Origin of the sequence: Arachidicoccus terrestris, from assembly GCF_020042345.1 — a bacterium.
In the GTDB taxonomy this organism is placed as follows: domain Bacteria; phylum Bacteroidota; class Bacteroidia; order Chitinophagales; family Chitinophagaceae; genus Arachidicoccus; species Arachidicoccus terrestris.
Window position 1 is genome coordinate 487,609 of record NZ_CP083387.1, and the last position, 22,762, is coordinate 510,370.

Here is a 22,762-nt window from a genome sequence, read left to right on the forward strand (position 1 = left end):
TTTGAATCATTTTAAAAATTGATATTAATACCAGCTCCATAGAATTTCAGCGTCGGATAGTTTCTACCGCTGTTACCTCCGCCTGCATTCAACAGGTTATCAAACTCCGTTGATTCCGGATCGATAAATGAGTTCGGGGAAAAGGTCAATGGGTTTTGCATGTTGATATAGGCCCGCACGGCTTTCAGGCCCCATTTCCCGGTTAGCTTTTCAGGCAGTGAATAACCTAACTGGATATTTTTTACACGTATGTATTTGGCATTTAATATCACCAGATCGCTGGGGCGTCCCCAGTTATTGGAAAAAGAAGAAGAGTTATCGCTGGTTAACCTTGGAAACCGGGCATCTGTATTGGTAACCGTCCAGGTATCCAGCTGATGCTGAAATATAACGGGATACCAGGCACCGTTATGAAATGGCATGTAAATATCACCTCTTAAAGACTGCAATCTTTTACCTACTCCCTGAATCAGAACGGCTAAATCAAAGCCTTTATAATTCACAGAATAGTTCAGACCGAAATTGTAGTGCGGGAACCCATCCCCCAGATATTGACGGTCGTTATCATCAATAATTCCGTCTGCGTTGCGGTCGACGAATTTAACGTCACCGGGCTGGGGAGAGACACCCACCGGAATGGCAGAATTTCTGATTTCTTCTTTGCTCTGGAACAGGCCATCGGTTTTTAGTCCGTAGTAAGCGCCCAGGGGCAATCCGTTTCGCTGAATAAAACCTACATTATCAACAACTCTGATCTCCGGATTTCCCAATTCCAAGGCTTTGTTCTGGGTATTACCGATGTTAAAAGAAGCTGCGTGACTGACTTCACCGGTTTTAAACTGATAATTGAACGTCACTTCCCAGCCTCTGTTTTCCATGGAACCGATATTCACATCTCCCAGGGTGGTTCCGATTACGGTCGGTGTGACGGGACTTAACAGGATATCATTGGTCTTATTATAAAAATAATCCAGATTTACAGTCAGCTTATTATTGAAAAAACCGAGATCGGCGCCGATATTTCTCGTATTTACTTTTTCCCATTTCAGATCAGGGCTTCCGATTTCAAACCCGGTACCTGAGTAACTCGTATTATCAAAACCTACCACGTTGGAATACACCGTATAAGTAGTAAAATATTGGTAATCTCTAATTTCCTGATTACCCAGAAGTCCCCAGGAACCGCGCAATTTCAGGCTCCCGATATTATCCTTATAGGATTGCATAAAAGGCTCTTCTGACATTCTCCATCCCAGGGATACGGACGGAAATACACCCCATTGATTTTCCTTGGAAAACCGGGTGGATCCATCACTTCGAATGGTAAATTCTGCAGAATATTTTCTGTCATACGTGTAATGCAAACGTCCGAACACGGACTGGATCACTCTTTTCAGTGTACCGTTTACTTCGGTTCTGCTATTGTCAAAAGATGTCTGACTTTCTCCTTCGGAAACAGGTGTTCCCAGATCAGGATCCGTAAATGAGGTAATAACGCTGATCGATTTCTGATTAAGGACTTCCTGCGAGACACCGGCCATTGCCGCAATTTCATGTTTCCCAAACTGTTTATTGTAATCCAGCAAAAATTGCGTATTGATCAAAACTCTTTTGGAAGAATAGTTTTCGGTATTCCGGTTCGTATTATTCAACACAGGTTCTGTACTCTCGATACTGTTATAGGTTGGATACTGCAGGTTACGCACAAAATTCCAGTCGGAGTTCAGATCATACCCAAATACGCCTCTGGCCTTCAGGTCTTTGGTAATGGTGAAATCCAGCGAGGTACCGACAGTTACCCAGTCATTATTATGTTTATTATACCCGCCCAGTTCTAAGGCGGCAGCCGTATTTGTTCCTACGGAACTGACAATATAGCGGCCATCATCTGACAATGGATTATTAAAATAGTACTTAGGTGTGCGGCTGGCATCTGCAATTTTGAATCCGGCATTCGCCTGATCACTTTTGCCATCATTGCGTACATATCCCAAAATCACATTTAGTTTGAGCCTTTTAAATTCCGTGGTATAATTGGTACGTAACGTATAGCGTTGGATCCCGTACCCGGGCCCTATAAAATTACTTCCCTGACCAAAATAACTACCTGATACATTATAGGTGCTGGCAGCGGATCCTCCCGATACACTGGCGTCATAGCGTTGCTGGCCTGCATTTTTAAAAATGTAGTCCATCATCCAGGGAGCGTCCTTATGGTTTTTCAGATCCAGGATCTGCTCAGGGGTATAAGCCGGGCTATTGCCACCATTGGTCAGCGCAACGTTCAGTAAGGTCGCATTTTGCCAGCCTTCCACCGGGCTATATAAGATATCCGCTGTCTGGACCCCACCCGAAGCCCCTACCCTAATATTAGGCGCCATGTTTTTGGCCCCATGTTTAGTGGTAATTAAAATTACCCCGCTGGCAGACCGGGAGCCGTAAATTGCCGCAGTACCTGCATCCTTTAAAATGGATATCTTATCGACATCATTAGGGTTCAGACTATTCATATTACTGAAGTCAGAGATCATCCCATCAATCACAACTAATGGCGATGCATTGGTTTTCGTATTTAACCCTCTGATATTGATGTTCATCGAATTATTGTTGGGATCCATGCTTTTTTGCTGGATCACCAGACTTGGGGCCAGCCCCTGTAAAGCCTGGGTAAGATTACCCACCGGACGGTTTTCAACACTTTTTGCGGTGACCTGGTCTACAGCGCCAATCAGTTTTTGCCGGGTGGTCGTTCCATATCCAATGATAACAACATCACCTAAGTCCTCGGATGTACTCTTCAAGGTCACATGTATCTGATTATTGTCAGCAACAACTACTTCCTGGGTCTGATAGCCGATGTAGCTGAATTGCAGGACGTCACCTGTTTTCGCTTTGATCCGGAATGCGCCTTTTTCATCAGTCGTTGTGCCCTCCGAGGATCCTTTGATCAAAACAGAAACACCTTGCAAAGGTTTACCTGTCGAATCGGTCACATTTCCCTGAACAGTATTTTGTTGAGCAGCCGGCAATCCCACAGCGTTCTTTGTTATATCCGGCTTTCGGGCAACAATCAGGATCGTCCTGTCCTCAATTTTAAAGGACAATGGCTGCCCCTTAAGACAAAGAGCCAGGGCCTCCTGAATATCCGCATTTTTAATATCCACAGTGACCGGCGCGGCCTTATCCAACGTCCCTTTTTTGTAAAAAAACACATATCCGCTTTGTTTTTTGATACTGGAAAGAACTGTTTTAAGCGACGCATCTTTAAAAGAACAATTAATATTCTGCGACCTTACCTTACCACTCACTTGCAGCGCTGCAATGAAAAGTAATGAAAGTATAAACTTCATGGATAAAAGGAATTGCCTTCGTCCCAAAGACGATAAATTTATGTGCATACTCTTGCAATGTTTGGGTTAAACAATAAAATTCATTCAATCATTTTTGGTCTGTCTATCTTAAACAAATATCTCACGCGTTCTGCTTCTAGCGCCCGCCATGGCTGTCAGGGGTGGATCGTCAATATATCGTCATCCAACGTATAATGTATCCCAGTCCCCGCTATAAGATTGAGTGCCTGCGATAAATTCAGACTTCGTTGGATCTCTCCTTCAAATTTCTGGTCAGGCACATGCCCTTCATACTTTATCTGTACATTATACCAGCGCCCCAACTGCCGCATGACGGTTTTAATATCCGCATCCTCAAAATGAAAAAATCCCGAAAGCCAGGCAATTGCCCCATCTGTGTCCACCTTTTTTATGTGACCGTCCTCATATTGCTCACCGGGACGCAACGTATCCCTCCCGACCCGGACACTTCCTTCTAAAAGGGTGGTTTTCACCGAACGGTCATCACAATAAGCTTTAACGTCGAAATGGGTTCCCAGGTCCCATATCTCATCACTGCCCGCCATAACAATAAAAGGCTGTTGGTCATCATGTTCCACTTCAAAATAAGCTTCTCCGGTAATTTCTACGCGTCGTTCCTTGCCGATAAATCTGGAAGGAAACCGGATGGATGAGCCGGCGTTCAGCCAGACCCGCGTACCATCGCTCAGGCTGAGTTTTTGGGTTCGGCCGTTTGGTGTTTCCAAAACGCCGTAATACACTTCATCACTGCTTAGGACGGTGATCCCGTCTGCAGATTTATCAATACCGTGGCCCAGTCTGCCACTTTTCAAGGTATCCAGCAAATAGGTTTTTCCGTTAGAAAGTGTCAGCACGGCACCCGGATGACCGGGCAAGGCGTCTTTGATAATTTGATTGTGACCATTATAGGCGGCAATCTCGCGGTCACTATTTTCTTTAAAGAAAAAAAATGCGAAAGCCAACAGAAAACAGACCAGCACGCCGGTTGCTTTTAGCAACTTTCTTCTCCTTTCTTTTCGCACGTGCTGACGTACGAAGAGCCCTTCCGGTGAAGGGTGATTTTCCGATGACAAAATTCCGGACAGAATGTTTTTGGCAATTTCATCGGGCAACTCAAAGCTGCCACTACCTGAAATGTCCAATTCTTTCGCATATTTTCGCAGTAGCCTTATAGATTCAGGCTTGACGACGATTTCGAAGAATTCACTAAGTTCCTCATCCGAAATCGTATCATTGACGTATTCACGCAAAAGTCGTTTCAGCTTTACATCTTCCATCTACATTAGTTTGCTATAATATAGACTCACGATAGAACAGATGTTATTAGCCTTTTTTTGAAAGAATTAAAAAAAAGCGAAAAAAAAGTAAAGAAAGATCAGTTCGTAGTTATACTCATAAAGAAACGTGCGTACCCTTTTAAGCGCTATCGTTAAATGAACGCTGACCGTAGCGGGCGATAAGCCTAATGAAGCGGCGACCGTTTTTCTGTCTAAACCCTCTAGCCTGGATAGCTCGAATATGGTTCTTTGTTGTGGCGTTAAGCGCTTTAAGGCCGATTGCAATAAAAAATGGAGCTCTTTTTGCCTGATGCCGAACTCAGTATCTATCAACGAAGTCCTGTCGGGACGATAGGGCATTATTTGTCGCTGCCGCTGCTCCGTGGCTATTTTCTTTAAAATCGTGAGTGAACGGTTACGGGTGACCGTCATAATCCATGCGGGGAGATTGTTGACATCAGGCAATTTTGTTCTATATCTCCAGATTCTTGAAAAAACATCCTGCACAATTTCTTCCGCATCAGTTTCATTTTTGGTAAAAAGCATAGCAGTGGTATATACCTTATGTTTATAGGTATTAAATAGCTTTTCAAAGGCCTGTTCGTTCCCCTCGGCAATACTGACCAGAAAATCATCCTCAAGTCTTATCAGATCTTCCATATGCTGCATTTAGTTATTCAATGACTGATAGCAGAAAGTGCGAATTATTTTAAAGACAAAAGAAATGTATTATAAAAAACAATATATAATCATGTCCTTTTTTTAGTTCATCAGGTAAATCTTCAATCCTGACGCGAGCCAGAAATGATTGTATGCCAGTTCAGAAGTCAGGTTTATATTTGTGTAACCTCTTAATTCAATCACACCAAAAAAGAGAGACAGATTACGCACCGGATCAAAATAACAGTTGTAAGCTCATCAGTCCATGCTATATGTACCTTATCCTGTCAGTACCCGCCATTGATCTGGCTTTTATTTTTATTTCTATAAAAGACCAAGCGCCAACCCTATCAGAGAATAAGGTTGGCGCTCGTGCAGAACACCTACGGGTGAAGTCTTACAACTCTAGGGGCCAGGTTTATATGGCTCCTTTTTGTTGTAACCAGGCAAGCCTGGCCAGAATCTCCAGCATACCTCCCTGACCTACGAGATTAACAGCCTTGTCTTTACCCATTAATCCACTCGTATTTTTATCATTGGCAAGTGCCTGGTCCGTACATTTTGCGAAGGCTCTAAGATGCTGGTTATTACCCGTATGTTTATATAAATGTTCAAGCCCTCTCAGTAAAACAGCATTAAACCAATAATCATCTCTAAATTTGCCATCACCCAAAAAATAGCTGTCAGCGCTGGCAGCCACTTTTTCAGCTTCTCTTAAATAACTGCTGTCTTTGGTGGCTTCGAACAGGTAAACATTAGCCTGCAACATCGTGCCGGTATTATAAGAAAACTGATGTTTACCTATTTTTCCTGTCTTGACATTCAGGTTATCATAATAAAGGTGTTCAGGTGATCTTAAATGCCGGTTAGTCCAGTTATAAATATCCAGCGCTTGTTTAAGATAAGATTTCTTATGCGTGGCTTGATATAACTGCATAAGTACGATAATACCGGGGCCATTACTGCAAGTATTCTTTGTATTCATATCACCTTCTCTCCAGTAGATTCCACCACCCGCGACGCTATCATACCCTGTCATCATAAAAGCATAGATCTTCTTACCCATTTTCAGGTCTCGCTTTTTTCCATTTCTAAAATAGGCGTCCATTGCAGCGATCCCAATCCATTGATTATCGTCGTAGTAGCGATCTTCTCTTTTAAAACTGCCCGGATAGGAATCATATCCCGGGCTGGGTGGTGCGGGGTCATCGTACTTTTCAATTACTTTATATACCTGATCCATATAATTACTGTCCGGCCAGACTCTTTCCATTTCATTTGCAGCCTGAATGAGCGCGCAGAGCGGCCATAAATAAGATACAGGGTGATCCTCCTTTTCCTTAACAGCATGTTCTCTGTAAAAACCGCTATCAGCGATATAAAAGTAATGGTTTACCGTAGCATATAAATTGCTGACCTGCTTCTTATAATCGGGTCGCTGACTGAAGCTGGAGGAATGCATGCTTAACCCCACCGCCAAAAAAAACAAAAGCAAATATTTTTCTTTTAAATGTGCAACAACTGTCATAACTCAATTTATTTATAAAAATTACCTGATAAATGGGTGCCTATAAGTCTCCCAAGATAGCACAACCCACTATTTATCAAAAAAATAAACCCACAAATAGCGGATTGGTATCTTTTAAGTGACAAATATAAGCAGGCTGGCCCTGCTGCCCTCATTGGCAATCAAAATATTGTACATTATTAAAAAAAGTATTTATTTTGCAATACCCAGGATTCATAAAAGGTCCGAATAATGAAACGCTGCTCCGCTTACCCACAGTGGCAAGATTAAAAGGACATAAACATTATTGATTATCATCACGGCGAACAAATGTCGTAGTCTGTAAGCTGCGCATCCTGTAACGTGCTAAATTCAGGCAAGAACCGCCCATAACATGAAGAAAAAAATATCTATTCGAGACATCGCAGCCGAACTGGGTGTAGCTATCAGCACTGTATCCGCTGTACTAAACGGCAAAACCGAAGAAAGGCGTATCAGTAATGCTATGCGGGACCGGGTTTTGGCACATGCAAAAAAAAGCGGGTATCAACCAAATCTCATTGCACAAAGCCTTAGGACCGGCAAAAGTAAAATCATCGCTATGTTGGTGGAAGATATAGCAGATCCTTTTTTTGCCACTATTGCTCGCCTGGTCGAGACCAATCCCGCACTCCATGATTACAAACTATTTTATTCCAGTACGGCAAATGACCCGCAGAAAGCCAAATCCCTTATCAGGGCTTTCCGGGACCGATTGGTGGATGGTTTTATTATCGCACCGACACCTGGAACGGAAAATGAGATTCAGATGCTATTAGCAGATCAAATGCCAATGGTCCTTTTTGATCGCTATTTGCCGGGTATTACCGGTAACCTGGTCTGTGTTGATAATTTTGAAGGTACTCATGGCGCCGCGGAGCTGCTCATCAACAGAGGGTATAAAAACATTGCCTTTGTTACGCTGTCCTCTCAGCAAAGCCAAATGGCCGACCGCCTGGAAGGCTATAAAAGTGCTATTGAAAGCCACGGCTATGCTCCCTGCCTGTTAGAGATCGCTTACACGCTTTCCGAAGAAGTGCTCGTCAGCCAGATCAAATACTATTTTGAGACTCAGCCACAGATCGATGCCGTCATATTTGCGACCAACTATTTAGCCGTTAATGGCCTACGTGCATTGCAGGAACTCGATAAAAAGATCCCTGAACAGGTGGCCGTTATCGGATTTGACGACAATTCACATTTTAGCTTATTCTCCCCTTCCATAACCGCCATCGCACAGCCGATAGAGGAGATTGCGGGCAACATTGTCAAGTTGCTCAAAAAGGAATTAAGGGGAGCTGGATCCTTACAGAATGGCCACGCTGAAGACAAGGAGCAGGTCGTATTATCCACGAAGCTTATCATACGTAATTCCTCTCCAGCGGCTAAAACGGCTAAAAAGAAATAGAAACGACATCCTTTCAAACGGGTCAATGCCAAAGGTAGATATACGTAAAAATTTATTGTAATTTTCTTCACTTAAGGCCCGGACACCCTGGCACATGAACCCCTTATACGATGCAAACAAATATTTTATTCGCATTGACTTTGCTACTCAATTCAATACTGGTAAATGCGCAGGCGCCCTTGTCAAATCTATTGAAACAGGCCGCCAATTTCCCATCGCGCTACCAGGGAATCGAATATAAAGTGGCCGGGAAGCAAACAAATCCATTTCGGCAAACAGATACCATTTATGTGAATTGGTCGGAATCCGTCCAATACAATAGGAAAGGAAAAATAATCGCGCAAAATTCTATAGAGAAAGCTGATGCATTCAACCATCAAAGTTATACGCAGCGTTTCAGAAATAAAGACTGTTTTTACATCATTAATCTTACAAATAATTCCTATACCGTTAAGTATGAACAACAAGAAGAGTTCAGTGCGCTTTACTTTTTTAGAGAGGATATAAACGCAGCGCTATCTTCTGATAAAAAGAAAATATTCATGCAGGCAGATAGCCTGATAAACAATACACTCTGTTATGCCATTTGTATAGAGTTATATACCCCGAACAAAAAAAAGGCAACGCCATTTAAACGCCTTCGTCTCTATTTAGACAAAAAAACATTGCTGCCGGTGTTCACCCAAAAATACCTATCGGGATTCGTCCGAAAAAGTAGAAAGGAAAAAGTTCAGGTTCATTATTACAATGAGGGGAGGTTTTATGACTATAAAACAGACAATACCCTTGAACTAAATCCTCCGGATATTAGCCAATACAAATTAGATAAGGCTGAGACCCTTAAATCTGACATTTCACGGTAAAAGCGCCTCAGCCTGACGGGCATGCCTTAAGGTTCCACCTCCAGTTTACCTGTCAACACAATATCCTGTGAGCTGTGGCCGATCATAATTTTAAATTCACCCGGTTCGACTACATGTTCCATCTTTCTGTTCCAGAGCATCAGGTCATCAGGTACAATTTTAAACTGGACAGTCCTGGTCTCTCCCGGCTTTAGATGTATCCTTTCAAAACCACGGAGGTTCTTCTCAAAGGTCGTTACAGAACTTACCACATCTCGTGTATAAAGCTGTACCACATCATCTCCTTCCCTGTCGCCCGTATTGGTAACGTCCACATATACCGTCAGGCTCCCATCCGGTTGAATGTGGTCGGGTGTAATCCTTAGATTTTTATAGTCAAAAGTAGTATAGCTTAATCCATGGCCAAAGGGATATAACAGCCCCTTTATTTTGGCCCCTTCACCTGCATCACTTTGGGCATTTGGTTTAGCCGGGAAATGCAGCGGCAATTGTCCCACTGATTTTGGAAAGGTTAGTGTCAGCTTCCCTCCCGGATTATAGTCTCCAAAAAGCACCTCGGCGATTGCCTTGCCGCCCCAGACACCCGGGTAACCTGCATATATAATTCCCTTTACGTACTTATGAATCCAGTTAATGGTCATGGGTTGAGTGCCGATAAGTATGACTACCACCGGCGTTCCCGTCGCATAAATCTCCTGAATCAATTGTCTTTGAAACCCCGGCAAATCCAGGTCAGTCCTGCTCTTATTCTCACCGGCAGTTTTCGTATTGCCGCCCAGTGCCACAATTGCAACGTCCGCCTGGCGGGCGGCCGCCACGGCACTGTCTATCATTTTCCTGGCGGCCTCATCCGGCGCCTGAGGCAATATCTCACTTTCCGGCCAGTTTTTATCCACCAGATCACAACCTTTGGCATACAGCACTTTAGAAGCGCCCAGCTTCTTTTTAACGCCCTCCAGGATATTTACGCTGGGGGCCATCAGCGGGCCGTAATGCGTATGCGCATAATCATTGTCCAGTACATTTGGTCCGATCAGCGCCACTTTACCAACGCTCTTATTCAGCGGGAGTATGTGATCCTGATTTTTTAACAGCACAATGCTTTCCCTGGAAGCTTCCAATGCTACTTTCTGGTGAGCCTCACTGCCGACGATCTGTTTACTATGCTGTGGATCTTTCACGTAGGGCGTATCAAATAGCCCCAGTTTAAATTTCACACGCAGTACATCAGAGACCCGGCTATCCACCACTTTCTCTGATAACCGCCCTTCTTTCACCAGCTCCCTTACTGCTTCAATCATATTATCTGGCGGGACAAAAGTCGTTCTTACATTCATCCCTGCCATCAGCGCCTGATAGACCGCATCTTTAAAGTCACTGGCTACATGATGTTTAGAATATAAATACTCCAATGCATCACTGTCGCTGACAACATAACCTTTAAATTTAAACTTATCTCTTAGTACATCGGTCAGCCAATACCTGCTTCCTGAGATTGGAACGCCGTCATAGTCGTTATATGAACTCATAACACCCAACACCTCAACGCTGTCCAATACATGTCGAAACGGATACAGTAACAGATCTCGCATTTCTCTTTCCGGGATTTGCGGATCGGTCCTGGCCATCCCCTCTCTGGCGCCGTTATTGTCACTGTAGACGGCAAAATGTTTGAGTGTAGAAGCGATTCCTTGCTGCTGCATGGCTCTGGCCATTTGAATGCCCATCTGGGCGACCAGATAGGGGGATTCTCCATAAGATTCTTCCAGCCTGCCCCATCTCTGGTCCCTGGCGACATCCATGATAGGGGCATAAACATTGGAATAGCCCAGCGCCTTTGCTTCTTTACCTTCAATAATGCCCATCTGCCGCACGAGGGCTTTATTCCAGGTCATGCCCATATTAAGTGCCGTAGGAAAACCCGTCGCATAGTAAGCTTCCACACCCCGTATACCTTCATCTGTAAAATCAACTGGGATACCGAGTCTGGTCTGTTCTATAAAAAATCGCTGCACCTCGTTCATGCCCCATATGTGATGAAGGATATCACTGGCCAATGGTCCTTTATCAATATGTCCCCACTGGATAAATCCATTAAATTCTTCGTCAATATTTGCAATACCGTCTTTCCAGATCTGTCGCTTCCAGTCCTTCGTCGGTAAAGAATCTTTTAAGACTCTTTGGTAACCATAAAGCGTCGCCAACTGACAGGATTTCTCATTTAAGTTCATTTGTGAAAGCAGATCCTGCACCCTCTGCTCAACAGGTTTGGAAGGGTCTTCATAAATATCTTTTTTACCGTTTTTATTCAGGTCATTCCAGCCCTTGTGATAGATCTCTTTTTTAGGAGCAAAGGCCTGTCCCTGGCTGGCCGTAACCACTGAGGAAAAAAACAACAGTCCCGCCGCTTTTTTGAGACATAAAGACCAGGCGCGGGGATAAGATGTTAAACAAGTCATGGATAGATATAAAATTTATAAATTGAATCCGTCAGCGTGTGCACCTCGCCATTATTTTTTAGGTTCCGGTGTGGCGGTCGGATCAAATGGGTTAAAGTAATAAATACCGTCTTTCTTGTAAAAGGCAAGCTCCCTTTTTAAGACATTTTCAAAATGATCAAATTGCCGGACGGAGGCTTTTGACCAGGCAGCGGACGCCAGCGCAGCCATGCGGGGAAAAAGCATAAAATCCATCCGCTGGTCAGTGTGAACTGTTTCTGTCCATAAATTGGCCTGCATTCCCAGCACATGACCTTTTTTTTCCATATGCCTCGTATAGGCAGGAGGATAGAAATCGAATACTTGTTTCAGGGAAGCAAATTTTCCGCCCCATCTTCTGCCAACACTATGGGTACTGTCCTGCACAAAATCAAAATAAAGCGGAATGCGCGGACACAAGACAATATCATAACCGTCTGCCATCGCTTTGCCAAAAGACTTCATTTTATCATGACGCCACCAGAAGATAATTGTAGAAGCAGGATCCAGACCGGCGTCTACGCCTTCATCCCAGGTCATGATCTTATGATTGAACTGCAAGGCAGAATCCGCCATTCTTCTTAGAAAATATGCTTCCACTGCTTTATTGTCATTGAGGCTTTCCTTAGCCATTAATGTCTTTACCGCAGGCAACTTACCCCAGCCACCGCTGCCAAAAGACACTTCGTCTCCGCCCAGATGCACCATATCTACATCAAACAACGAGCGTGTCTCTTTAAGAATTCGGGTCAGGAAACTATAAGTACTGTCTCTACCAGGATTAAATGTAAAATCAGCAAACTTACCTTCGCCGCCGCCGCTGTTTTCGGGATAAGCCCGGTTAGCGGCCGTGGCATGCCCTGGCATATCTATTTCCGGGATAACGGTAATGCCTCTGGCCTTAGCATAGCTGACCACCTCCCTTATCTCGGCCTGTGTATAATACTTTGCGGGTGCTGCAGAATCTGTTTTATTACCAATCGCGCCAATAGTCGTCAGCTCAGGATAAGCTTTTATCTGTAAACGCCAACCCGGTTCATCAGTCAGATGCCAGTGAAAATAATTAAGTTTATAATAGGCCATCCAATCCAATAATTTTTTAACATGAGCTTTCCCAAAAAAATGGCGTGATTCATCCAGCATAACACCTCTCCATCCATACACGGGTTGATCTTTAATTTGCCAACAGGGAATCTTCACCCCGTTAGAAGAACGGCTGGCAGCATCCTGATGTCCGGCCAATTGCAACAAGCTGATCAAGCCATACAAAAAACCTTGTTTGTCCTGAGCGGTGATCGTGACTTGTTCGGGGGATACCCCTAATGTATAGCCGCCCTTAATCTGGTGTAATGTCGCTGAATCAGTATTTTTGTCAGGATTGCTTTTATCCAGGATAAGAATAATGGCGGGACGCTTATATTTGCCTACTTTTTGTCTGCTTACTACAAATGGAAATTTAAATTTCTGTCCACATAACAGTAACCCCCGGGATCGCAAATAGCCTTGCCATTCACTTCTCAAGTCTTTATCAATCAGACGATTGACTTCTCCCACTAACAGAATCTGTGTTGCAGAAGTCAACTTAAAGTACCTGCCGGGCACGGGTGAATACGCATCAGGAACCGGAATAATAGCAGGCGCGTTATTGTTCTTGGGAATAGAATCAGACGCATTTTCTAATACTGAAACCGACGGATTGGCCTTGGCTGTCGTTATAATCACCAGAATTGAAAACAGCAGTAGTATGTTTCGTATAACTCTTTTTTCAACAGTCGACCTCTTTGTATGCTGAGACCGAAATACGCCAGCCATAATTTGCATGAATTAGAATTTAATTTTGATGTTTATAATGTATGTCCATTCTTTACCTGATGTTCAACACTGATCGCATGCCTTCCAAGGAGATCAATCCTAGACCCGTCGCCTCAACCACGACCCTGCCCATTTCTCAACTGAGAAAAACGCTGCCTCCGGCATGCCCAATCATCCAAGTTTAACCGCATTTGCAACTTTACGGGTACAATAATTATACTACGGCGTTTACTTCGGCACATGGAGGGATCGTCAAAATTCATCTTTTCGTTTTCAGGTTTTGCGTTTTCTTTTTTAGCCTGGAACTATCCGTTACAAGCCGCATCGATGACTCACGGATAATAATTTCCGGCATGAGAACTTCGGTCTGGAACCGGGCCGGTTTTCTTTTAGATTGCAAGAGTGCGATGAGTTGTCCGGCTGCCACCTCGCCTAATTTTTCAGACTGCTGCTGCACGACAGACAGTGACGGGCTCACAAAATCAGTCAACGGGAAATTAGAAAAACCAATAAGCGCCAGTTCTTCCGGCATTGAAATTTCATGGCGTCTAAGATATCTGTATGCATCTGCCGTCACTTTATCCCAGCAGGTCAGCAGTCCATCGGGTCGTTTGGATTTTGGCAGGCGCATAAGCCGGTCCATCGCCACTTCCGTCTCAACATAATGTACACCGCCTTTAGGCAAATAATGTATCCACCGCTCATCAATTGTCGCACCTGCATCCTGCAGTGCACTCAGGTACCCTGCTTTTCTTTCCTGCACAATGGGCTGTGTAGCTGCACCACCTACAAATCCGATCCTCGTGCAACCCTGATCGAGCAGATGTCGGGTTGCCTCATAGGCACCCCGGTAATTATCTGATAGGGTCATGTGTGTCTGAATATCTCTACATACCCGATCATAAAAAACGATGGGCATGCCCTTTTCGTACAAATCTTTTAAATGATCAGTATTTTTTGTCTCAGAGGAAATGGATACGAGCAATCCGTCTACTCTGGAGGAGAGGTACTGAATCGCTTTCATTTCTTTTTCCGCCGACTCGCTGGTTTGCACAATGGAGACCTGATACCCCTCTCTATAAAAGGCGGACTCCATCCCATGCACCACTTGCGAACAAAAAGGATTATTGAACTGGGAAATCACAATCCCGATGGATCTGTTACGCTTCGCCCTCAGGCTTAGCGCAATGGGATTGGGTATATAATTCAATTTTCTGGCATAGGCCACTACCCGCTTTTTGGTTTCTTCACTGATCTCATGACTATCATGTAAGGCCCTGGACACAGTAGAAATACCCAGGTTCAGATCCCGGGCCATTTGCTTGATCGTAACAGGTTCAAATTTCATGGTAATAGCGTTAGGCCAAAAACAAATATAATCAAATATATGGTTCCCGGCTGGTTTTACGGTAACGGTTGCGTAAATAAATTCAGGAGTGTCGGGCAGTCGTACTCGTATGTTTTGTAAATTGCTGACCATAAAATAACAAATAGTCTTTAGTTATTGTATATCATTTAATTTCTTACACTTGTCCTGCTGCCTACTGCAGTACTATAATAAAAGTGATACTGCGACAAGACAAAGGACTTCAAAAGTAAAAATAGACAGATGAAACCTTTTTTAGACAAGGACTTTCTACTGGAAAGCGAGACCGCCCGCAAACTCTACCATGAGTCTGCCGCCGACATGCCCATCATCGATTATCATTGCCATCTTTCTCCCCAGCAGATTGCCGAAGATTATCAGTTTAGTGACATCACCGAGGCATGGCTGGGTGGCGACCATTATAAGTGGAGAGCCATGCGCGCCAATGGCGTTGACGAGTCTTATATGACCGGAGATAAGCCCGCCAAAGAAAAATTTCTCGCCTGGGCCAAAACCGTACCCTATACGATGCGTAACCCGCTATACCACTGGACACACCTGGAGCTCCAGCGCTATTTTGGGATTACTGAACTGCTCAGTGAAAAGACAGCCGATGCTATTTATGAAAAAGCCACCGCGTTGTTACAAACACCGCAGTACAGTGTCAAGAACCTGCTGCGCAAAATGGGCGTAAAAACAGTTTGTACCACCGATGATCCTACTGACGACCTTCGCTATCATAAACAATTAAAAGAGGACGATTTTGAAATTGCCGTTTTACCTGCTTTCCGCCCGGATAAAGCAATGGCAACAGAAAATCCGGCTGCTTTCGTGCAATTTGTAACCCTATTGGAAAAAGTTACAGACAGCAAGATCAACACCTATCAGGAATATACTACCCAGCTGAAAAACAGACATGACTTTTTTGCGTCCATGGGTTGCAGCGTTTCTGATCACGGCCTGGAAGAAATCTATGCAGAAGACTTTTCAGCGGGGGAGATTGAAATCGTTTTCAACCAGTTACGTGCAGGAAAGGCGGTTTCTATTGAAGAAAGCAGGAAATTTAAATCCGCCATGTTGCTCACATTTGCTCGATGGGATCATGAAAAAGGATGGGTACAACAATATCACTTAGGCGCCCTGCGCAACAACAATACCCGCCTTTTACAGGAAATGGGTGCCGACGTAGGCTGCGACTCTATCGGAGATTTCAGACAGGCGGTCCCCTTATCCAAGTTCCTGAGAACCCTGGATGATGCCGGCCAGCTGACCAAAACCATTTTATACAACCTCAATCCGGCTGATAATGAGATATTTGCTACCATGGCCGGCAACTTTAATGATGGTGCTACCGTGGGAAAGATCCAGTTTGGCTCTGCCTGGTGGTTCCTGGATCAGAAAACCGGCATGATCAGTCAGATGAATGCCCTGTCCAATATGGGATTACTGAGTCGCTTTGTCGGCATGCTGACGGACTCCAGAAGTTTCCTTTCTTACCCCAGGCATGAGTATTTTAGAAGAATTCTTTGTAATTTGTTCGGTCATGAGGTGGAAAACGGGGAACTGCCCGCCGAGGAGCTGGATTGGATCAGTCAGGTCATTAAGGATATCTGTTTTAATAATGCAGCCCGTTATTTTGGCTGGTCGCATTTACTGGAAAACAAATAACCTATGCAACTTTCATTCTTACTAAATTATAAATAACCGGATGCAGCAAATCCTTTGTTTTGGAGAATTATTACTCAGGCTTTCCCCTGAGGCTGGCTGGCCTGCCCGGGGAAGTTTATCCTCATATGTAGGCGGCGCTGAGCTAAACGTAGCGATGGCCCTGGGCAACTGGAAGCAGGCGGTTGCCCTGGGAACTGCCCTGCCTGACAACCCTGTCAGCTCGCTGCTGAAAGATTATTTGACACAGTCTCACATAGCAACAGATACGATCCTGGCAAAAGACGGCCGGATCGGGACTTACTATCTGACACCCGGGCAGGACTTAAAAAGTGCCGGCGTTGTCTATGACCGGGCGTTTTCTTCTTTTTCTTTATTAGCACCAGGAGATATTGATTATGACGCCTATCTGCAAGGTGTAAGACATTTGCATTTAACGGCGATCTCACCGGCAGTATCTGCATCCGCTGCGGCTACTTGTCAGGCGCTGGTAGATGCCGCATTTGTGCGTCAAATACCGATATCACTGGATCTGAATTACCGGTCCAAACTCTGGAAATACGGTAAGACGCCGATCGATATCATGCCGGCCATAGCCGGCAAAGCCAGTTTTATTATGGGTAATATCTGGGCCGCAGGCCAGATGCTCGGTGTAGCGCCAGAGCCAGGCGCGGACCAGACCATGGATCCTGAAAAACTAGCGGCATTGGCACAGATCAGCGCTGAAAAACTAATCCACACCTATCCGAACTGTCACCATGTAGGGTATACTTTTCGTTTCAATACGCCAGACAGCCAGGAAGGTGTCCGTTATTTTGGGACGCTGTATCAGCAAGGGCGACTTTACAGCTCTACCCAAAAGGACTATACCGGCATTACAGATCGTGCAGGTTCAGGAGACTGTTTTATGGCAGGCCTGTTATACGGACTATATAATGAGCTCACCGGCCAGCAAACGGTGGACTTTGCCACAGCCGCTGCAACAGGCAAATTCTATGAGAAAGGCGATCATACCCGGCAATCACTGGCAGATGTCCAGCATAGGCTACAATCATTAAATACAATTTCAACGCACTAAATACGGTAATACATTATGGCAAATAAAAAGCATTCATCTAAGGAGATATTTGAGCGCATTACGCATCAGGGGATCTTACCCCTGTTCTTTCACAAGCGCCGAGAAGTATCCTTATCTACTCTACAGGCGCTGTATAGTGCCGGTATCCGGGTGGTGGAGTATACCAACAGAGGTCAGGAGGCCCTGGAGAATTTTAAAGCCATGCTCGAACTCAGAGATGCCTCCATGCCGGATATGTTGCTAGGTATCGGAACGATTAAAAATGAAACTGAGGCCAGCGCCTATCACGAAGCGGGAGCGGACTTTCTGATCTCCCCCTGCTACTATCAACCTATCAGCGATTACGTACAGCAACACAATCTGACCTGGATTCCCGGCTGTATGAGTGCATCAGAAATCAACCTCGCCGAGCAAAACGGCGTGGGGTTTGTAAAATTATTCCCTGGCAATCTGCTCGGTCCCTCTTTTATGTCGGCCATCAAACCTTTATTCCCTGATTTACTTTTTATGCCGACCGGTGGCGTAGAACTGGAGGAAGAGAATATCCGAAGCTGGTTCAAAGCCGGCGTGTCCGCCGTAGGCATGGGCAGCAAATTGATCTCCAATACTATTTTGGAAAATGAAGACTATCAAACGCTCACCAATACAACTAAAAAAATCCTGGCACTCACCCAAACTATTAAAAATTAAATAATGACAAGTCAAGTACAGAAGAAAGTGGGAGGTTACCGGTGGACCATATGTGCACTGCTCTTTGCCGCTACAACCATTAACTACCTGGATAGGCAGGTACTCAGTTTATTACAGCCCGCCCTTTCCAAAGAATATCATTGGACCAATACGGATTATGCTAATATTACAGCCATTTTCCAGTTCGTCTATGCCCTGGGATTATTATTTGCAGGCCGTATCATTGATAAAATAGGCACCAAAAAAGGCTATACCTGGGCACTCATCATCTGGTCCGTAGGTGCAATGATTCATGCCCTGGCCATTCCAATGGGACAGCAATTGGTGGCTTTCTTTGGTTTTTTCGGCCTGACCATCTTTCCGGTCTCTGTATTTGGATTTCTGGTTTCCCGCTCTATACTGGCCATCGGAGAAGCCGGTAACTTCCCGGCTGCAATCAAAGCCACCGCGGAATACTTCCCCAAAAAGGACCGTGCCTATGCAACAGGAATTTTTAATTCCGGCGCCAACATCGGTGCCGTTCTGGCACCGCTGACGGTACCCTGGATCGAAACCCACTGGGGGTGGCAGGCAGCCTTTATCTCTATCGGTGCCATGGGCTTCCTGTGGCTGATCTTCTGGTTCATTTACTATGAAAAACCGGAAAAGCAAAAGCGGCTATCAGCCGAAGAACTGGCCTACATCAATAGCGATGACATACATGAAGGTGTCAACACGTCTGAAGTTAAAGGAGAGAAAAAAGTCAAATGGCTTACCCTGCTGGGATATAAACAGACTTGGGCCTTTGCCATTGGTAAATTTATGACGGATGGAGTCTGGTGGTTTTTCTTGTTCTGGCTGCCCGCTTATCTGAATGACCAGTACGGCATTAACGGGACTGCTATTATGATCCCGCTGGCTGTTCTCTATTCCATGACCATGTTTGGCAGTATCGGTGGCGGATATTTCCCTAAATATTTCATCAACAAAGGGCTAACTCCTTATGATGGCCGGATGCGGGCGATGTTGATCATCGCACTGTTTCCGTTGCTGGTATTGCTGGCTCAGCCGCTGGGTCATATCAGTTATTGGGTACCGGTATTCTTTATCGGTATTGGCGCCTCAGCTCATCAGGCCTGGTCTGCCAATATCTTTACCACTGTCTCAGATATGTTCCCTAAAAAAGCTGTCGGCACTGTGACAGGTATCGGTGGACTGGCAGGTGGTATAGGTGGTGTCGTGATCAGTAAAATCGGTGGCTGGATCTTTGATGCCTATGATAAGGTGGGACATATAGAAACCGGCTATACGATTATGTTTGCAATCTGCTCTGTAGCCTATCTGATCGCCTGGGTATTCATGAAAGCGCTCGTGCCCCGCTATAAACTCATTACGGATCTGTAATATATTCATTAAGTGGAACCTGCATCCGTATTGGAGGATGCAGGTTCCTTTAAAATAGCACCGCATGAAAAAGTCTTTTTTACTTCTGGTGAGTGAACTTAGTATAGGCTGTCTGTTACTCGGCCCGTTATTATCCGCTCATTCATTAAAGGCACAGCAAGTGATTTCACTATACGACCAAAAGATTCCGGGCAGCATTCCGGCTGCGGATTACAAAGAAGTCTCTACGCCGGGAAGTGACGGCGTGATCCGCATCAGTCAAGTCAGCACCCCCACCCTTACGGTTTTTAAACCGACCGGTACGGTGAACGCTCATACGGCCGTTATTATCTGTCCGGGTGGCGGTTATAAAATCCTGGCCTTTAATCTGGAAGGCACTGAGATTGCCAAGCGGCTGGCCAGCTGGGGGATTACTGCCTTCGTTCTCAAATACAGACTACCATCGGACCAGATCATGGAAGACAAATCCGTTGGTCCGCTAATGGACGGCGAACGTGCAATTGCCCTGGTCAGAAGCCAGGCAAAAACCTGGGGAGTGGACCCGGCAAGGATCGGCATAATGGGCTTTTCTGCCGGTGGGCACCTGGCAGCCAGTCTGTCAACTTTATATACAAGAGATGTCCTGGGCAGCGCACATCCGGATATGGTTTCGCTACGGCCTGATTTTTCCATACTGGGCTACCCTGTTATCTCCATGCAGGAAGGCATTACACATAAAGGCAGCAGGACTGCCTTGCTGGGTGCACACCCGGACGAGGCGCTGATACGCCGGTTTTCCTGTGAGCTACAGGTATCAGACAGCACACCGCCTGCCTTTATTGTGTTGGCAGATGATGATCCCGGTGTTCCTCCGGCCAATAGCCTCCGTTATGTAGAAGCCTTACAAAAACATAAAGTGCCGGCGGAATTGCATATGTATCAAAATGGCGGGCATGGGTTCGGGGGGCATAACAAACACTCGCCCGATGACTGGCTGAAGCGATTGAAGAACTGGTTACAACATAATCAATGGATTCCAAAGAGTTGACCCAACTGCTTCAACCTAATTTTTCAAACACTAATCAAACAAATAAACAGTTTTTATTATGGATTCGTTTTCCCTAAAAGACAAAGTCGTCGTGGTCACCGGCGGCACAGGCATACTGGGTGGCGCTTTTGTGCTGGCCATTGCAGAGGCGGGTGCCAGCGTAGTCATCATTGGCCGCAATAAAGAGCGCCTGGATCAGAAAAAAAGCGAAGTAGAGGCCATGGGCGGAAAGGCACTGGCCATTCAGGCGGATGTTATGGATGAGACGCAGCTGACAGCTGCAAGAGATCAGATCCTGGCAGCATATGGGCGGATTGACGGACTAGTCAACGCTGCCGGCGGAAATGTACCAGAAGCATTATTACTACCAGAACAGGATATCTTTGACCTGAATATAGAAGGCACTAAAAAAGCATTGGAGCTCAACCTTTGGGGCAGCATCGTACCCACGCATATTCTGGGCGCAACCATGCGGGAAACGGGCGGCAGTATCGTCAATATCTCTTCTGTCAGCTCCAAAAAAGTATTAACCCGCGTATTGGGATACAGCATGGGCAAAGCAGCCATCGACCAGTACACGGAGTGGCTGGGCGTAGAGGCTGCCACCAGACATGCAGGCAAGATCCGGGTCAATTCTATCACACCTGGCTTCTTCCTGACAGAACAAAACCGCAGAATGCTGACAAATGAAGACGGCTCTCTGACCGATCGCGGTGAAAAGATCATCAACGCCACGCCTTACGGAAGGTTCGGGAAACCGGAGGAGCTCAACGGTGCGCTGATCTACCTGCTCAGTGATGCTTCCAAATTCGTAACAGGCATCACCGTCACCGTGGATGGCGGCTATACGGTGTACGGCGGCATCTAAATAAGCCAAATTAATATTTTATAAAGTAGCTGCAGGTCCTTCGCATCACCGCAGCTACTTTTTCAGTTCAAATATAATTTTAAAAAGACGATTATGTTACAGAAAACCATGCGTTGGTACGGCCCTCAGGACGGCGTTACCTTACAAGACATTGCACAGGCGGGTTGCACAGGCGTCGTAACAGCGCTCCATCATATTCCTGTAGGGGAGATCTGGACAGATGAAGAAATCAAAAGGCGTAAACACGAAGTAGAAGCAGCAGGGCTTGTATGGCAAGTCGTAGAGTCATTACCGGTTCATGAAGATATCAAAAAAAGAAGCGGCAACTATGTAGAGTGGATTGAAAATTATAAAATCAGCCTGCATAATCTCGGGGCCAATGGCATTCAGGTGGTAACCTATAATTTTATGCCGGTTTTGGACTGGTTACGTACCGACCTGCATTATCCGACTAAAACAGGTTCTGCCCTGCGCTTTGAATGGGAAGCCTTCCGGGCTTTTGATCTGTTTATTTTAAAAAGGCCGGGGGCGGATCAGGATTATTCCCCAAAAGAAACCCAGGCTGCCCGCACCTATTTTGACAACCTTTCTGAGACCGGCAAGTCTACTCTGGCCTCCAGTTGTATGCAAGGACTTCCCGGCAGTAAGGAAGCTTTTTCCAGAGAAGCGATCCTTAGTCTGCTGGCCGAATTTAAAGGCATTGATGAAAAAACCCTGCAGGCGCATCTGTTTCTGTTTCTAAACGAGATCACACCTGCGCTGGAAGCCTCGGGCGTTAAGATGGCCATACACCCCGATGACCCGCCTTTTCCGGTTCTGGGACTGCCGCGTATTATGAGTCATGCTGATCATGTCAGGGCGATGCTGGAAAATACAGATTCCTCCCATATCGGACTATGCTTCTGTACGGGTTCCTATGGCGCCCGCCTGGAAAATGACCTTCCAAAAATGTTGCGCGAATTCGGGTCCCGCGTCTATTTTCTGCATCTCAGAAGCACGCAAAGGGATGCCGAAGGTAATTTCTTTGAAGCAGATCATCTGGCAGGAGACGCCGGTTTGTATACGATTATTAAACTGGCGGCTGAAATACAGCACCGTGAAAACCGCTCGATACCCATGCGCCCCGATCATGGTCATCAGCTCAGTATCGACAGGCAGGTGGATAGTTTTCCGGGTTATTCCTTTGTCGGACGATTGAAAGGTCTGGCAGAGATCAGCGGTATGGAACACGCCATCTACCAGATGCGGGCCGAAGAAGGTCTATAGGCAGC

The 22,762-nt window shown here is 45.4% G+C and carries 16 protein-coding genes; 9 read left to right on the top strand and 7 right to left on the bottom strand.

Features of this window, described 5'->3' with window-relative positions:
- Nucleotides 1-11: 11 nt before the first annotated feature.
- From K9M52_RS01885 to K9M52_RS01900, 4 genes are all read right to left on the bottom strand, one after another.
- Nucleotides 12-3,350, bottom strand: a complete 3,339-nt coding sequence (locus K9M52_RS01885; protein WP_224070377.1) for a TonB-dependent receptor — start codon at nucleotides 3,348-3,350, stop codon at nucleotides 12-14.
- A gap of 155 nt (nucleotides 3,351-3,505) precedes the next feature.
- The gene (locus K9M52_RS01890) at nucleotides 3,506-4,648 is read right to left on the bottom strand and encodes a FecR family protein (RefSeq protein ID WP_224070378.1); all 1,143 of its coding nucleotides are present in this window, start codon (nucleotides 4,646-4,648) and stop codon (nucleotides 3,506-3,508) included.
- A 66-nt stretch (nucleotides 4,649-4,714) separates the two neighbouring features.
- A complete protein-coding gene (locus tag K9M52_RS01895) occupies nucleotides 4,715-5,308 on the bottom strand; it encodes an RNA polymerase sigma factor (RefSeq protein ID WP_224070379.1) in 594 nt (197 codons plus the stop codon).
- Between the two features lie 418 nt (nucleotides 5,309-5,726).
- Nucleotides 5,727-6,836: a glycoside hydrolase family 76 protein gene (locus K9M52_RS01900; protein ID WP_224070380.1), complete on the bottom strand. Its 1,110-nt coding sequence runs from the start codon at nucleotides 6,834-6,836 to the stop codon at nucleotides 5,727-5,729.
- 373 nt (nucleotides 6,837-7,209) lie between these two features.
- Between K9M52_RS01900 and K9M52_RS01905 the strand changes: the two genes are divergently transcribed.
- Together K9M52_RS01905 and K9M52_RS01910 are read left to right on the top strand one after the other, a co-directional pair.
- The gene (locus K9M52_RS01905) at nucleotides 7,210-8,262 is read left to right on the top strand and encodes a LacI family DNA-binding transcriptional regulator (protein ID WP_224070381.1); all 1,053 of its coding nucleotides are present in this window, start codon (nucleotides 7,210-7,212) and stop codon (nucleotides 8,260-8,262) included.
- Between the two features lie 110 nt (nucleotides 8,263-8,372).
- On the top strand, nucleotides 8,373-9,125 hold the full coding sequence (locus K9M52_RS01910; RefSeq protein ID WP_224070382.1) for a hypothetical protein: 753 nt from the start codon (nucleotides 8,373-8,375) through the stop codon (nucleotides 9,123-9,125).
- A 26-nt stretch (nucleotides 9,126-9,151) separates the two neighbouring features.
- Here the strand turns inward: K9M52_RS01910 and K9M52_RS01915 are convergent, their stop codons facing one another.
- From K9M52_RS01915 to K9M52_RS01925, 3 genes are all read right to left on the bottom strand, one after another.
- Nucleotides 9,152-11,584 carry a glycoside hydrolase family 3 N-terminal domain-containing protein gene (locus tag K9M52_RS01915; protein WP_224070383.1) on the bottom strand — a complete coding sequence of 811 codons (2,433 nt, stop codon included), beginning with the start codon at nucleotides 11,582-11,584 and terminating at the stop codon, nucleotides 9,152-9,154.
- A 51-nt stretch (nucleotides 11,585-11,635) separates the two neighbouring features.
- Nucleotides 11,636-13,423 (bottom strand): beta-N-acetylhexosaminidase, encoded by a 1,788-nt coding sequence (locus tag K9M52_RS01920; protein WP_224070384.1) that lies wholly within the window; start codon nucleotides 13,421-13,423, stop codon nucleotides 11,636-11,638.
- Between the two features lie 250 nt (nucleotides 13,424-13,673).
- Nucleotides 13,674-14,762, bottom strand: coding sequence for a LacI family DNA-binding transcriptional regulator (locus tag K9M52_RS01925; RefSeq protein ID WP_224070385.1), 1,089 nt, complete (start codon nucleotides 14,760-14,762; stop codon nucleotides 13,674-13,676).
- 261 nt (nucleotides 14,763-15,023) lie between these two features.
- Here K9M52_RS01925 and uxaC point away from each other — a divergent pair, with 261 nt between their 5' ends.
- From uxaC to uxuA, 7 genes are all read left to right on the top strand, one after another.
- Nucleotides 15,024-16,448: a glucuronate isomerase gene (gene uxaC / locus K9M52_RS01930; protein WP_224070386.1), complete on the top strand. Its 1,425-nt coding sequence runs from the start codon at nucleotides 15,024-15,026 to the stop codon at nucleotides 16,446-16,448.
- Between the two features lie 40 nt (nucleotides 16,449-16,488).
- Complete coding sequence (locus K9M52_RS01935) at nucleotides 16,489-17,523, top strand: PfkB family carbohydrate kinase (RefSeq protein ID WP_224070387.1); 1,035 nt, start codon at nucleotides 16,489-16,491, stop codon at nucleotides 17,521-17,523.
- Between the two features lie 15 nt (nucleotides 17,524-17,538).
- Nucleotides 17,539-18,213, top strand: a complete 675-nt coding sequence (locus K9M52_RS01940; RefSeq protein ID WP_224070388.1) for a beta/alpha barrel domain-containing protein — start codon at nucleotides 17,539-17,541, stop codon at nucleotides 18,211-18,213.
- A 3-nt stretch (nucleotides 18,214-18,216) separates the two neighbouring features.
- Nucleotides 18,217-19,596 (top strand): MFS transporter, encoded by a 1,380-nt coding sequence (locus K9M52_RS01945; RefSeq protein WP_224070389.1) that lies wholly within the window; start codon nucleotides 18,217-18,219, stop codon nucleotides 19,594-19,596.
- Between the two features lie 64 nt (nucleotides 19,597-19,660).
- Nucleotides 19,661-20,623, top strand: coding sequence for an alpha/beta hydrolase (locus tag K9M52_RS01950; protein WP_224070390.1), 963 nt, complete (start codon nucleotides 19,661-19,663; stop codon nucleotides 20,621-20,623).
- Nucleotides 20,624-20,681: 58 nt separating this feature from the next.
- Nucleotides 20,682-21,491 (top strand): SDR family oxidoreductase, encoded by an 810-nt coding sequence (locus K9M52_RS01955; RefSeq protein ID WP_224070391.1) that lies wholly within the window; start codon nucleotides 20,682-20,684, stop codon nucleotides 21,489-21,491.
- A gap of 93 nt (nucleotides 21,492-21,584) precedes the next feature.
- A complete protein-coding gene (gene uxuA, locus K9M52_RS01960) occupies nucleotides 21,585-22,757 on the top strand; it encodes a mannonate dehydratase (RefSeq protein WP_224070392.1) in 1,173 nt (390 codons plus the stop codon).
- The last annotated feature ends 5 nt before the right edge of the window (nucleotides 22,758-22,762 follow it).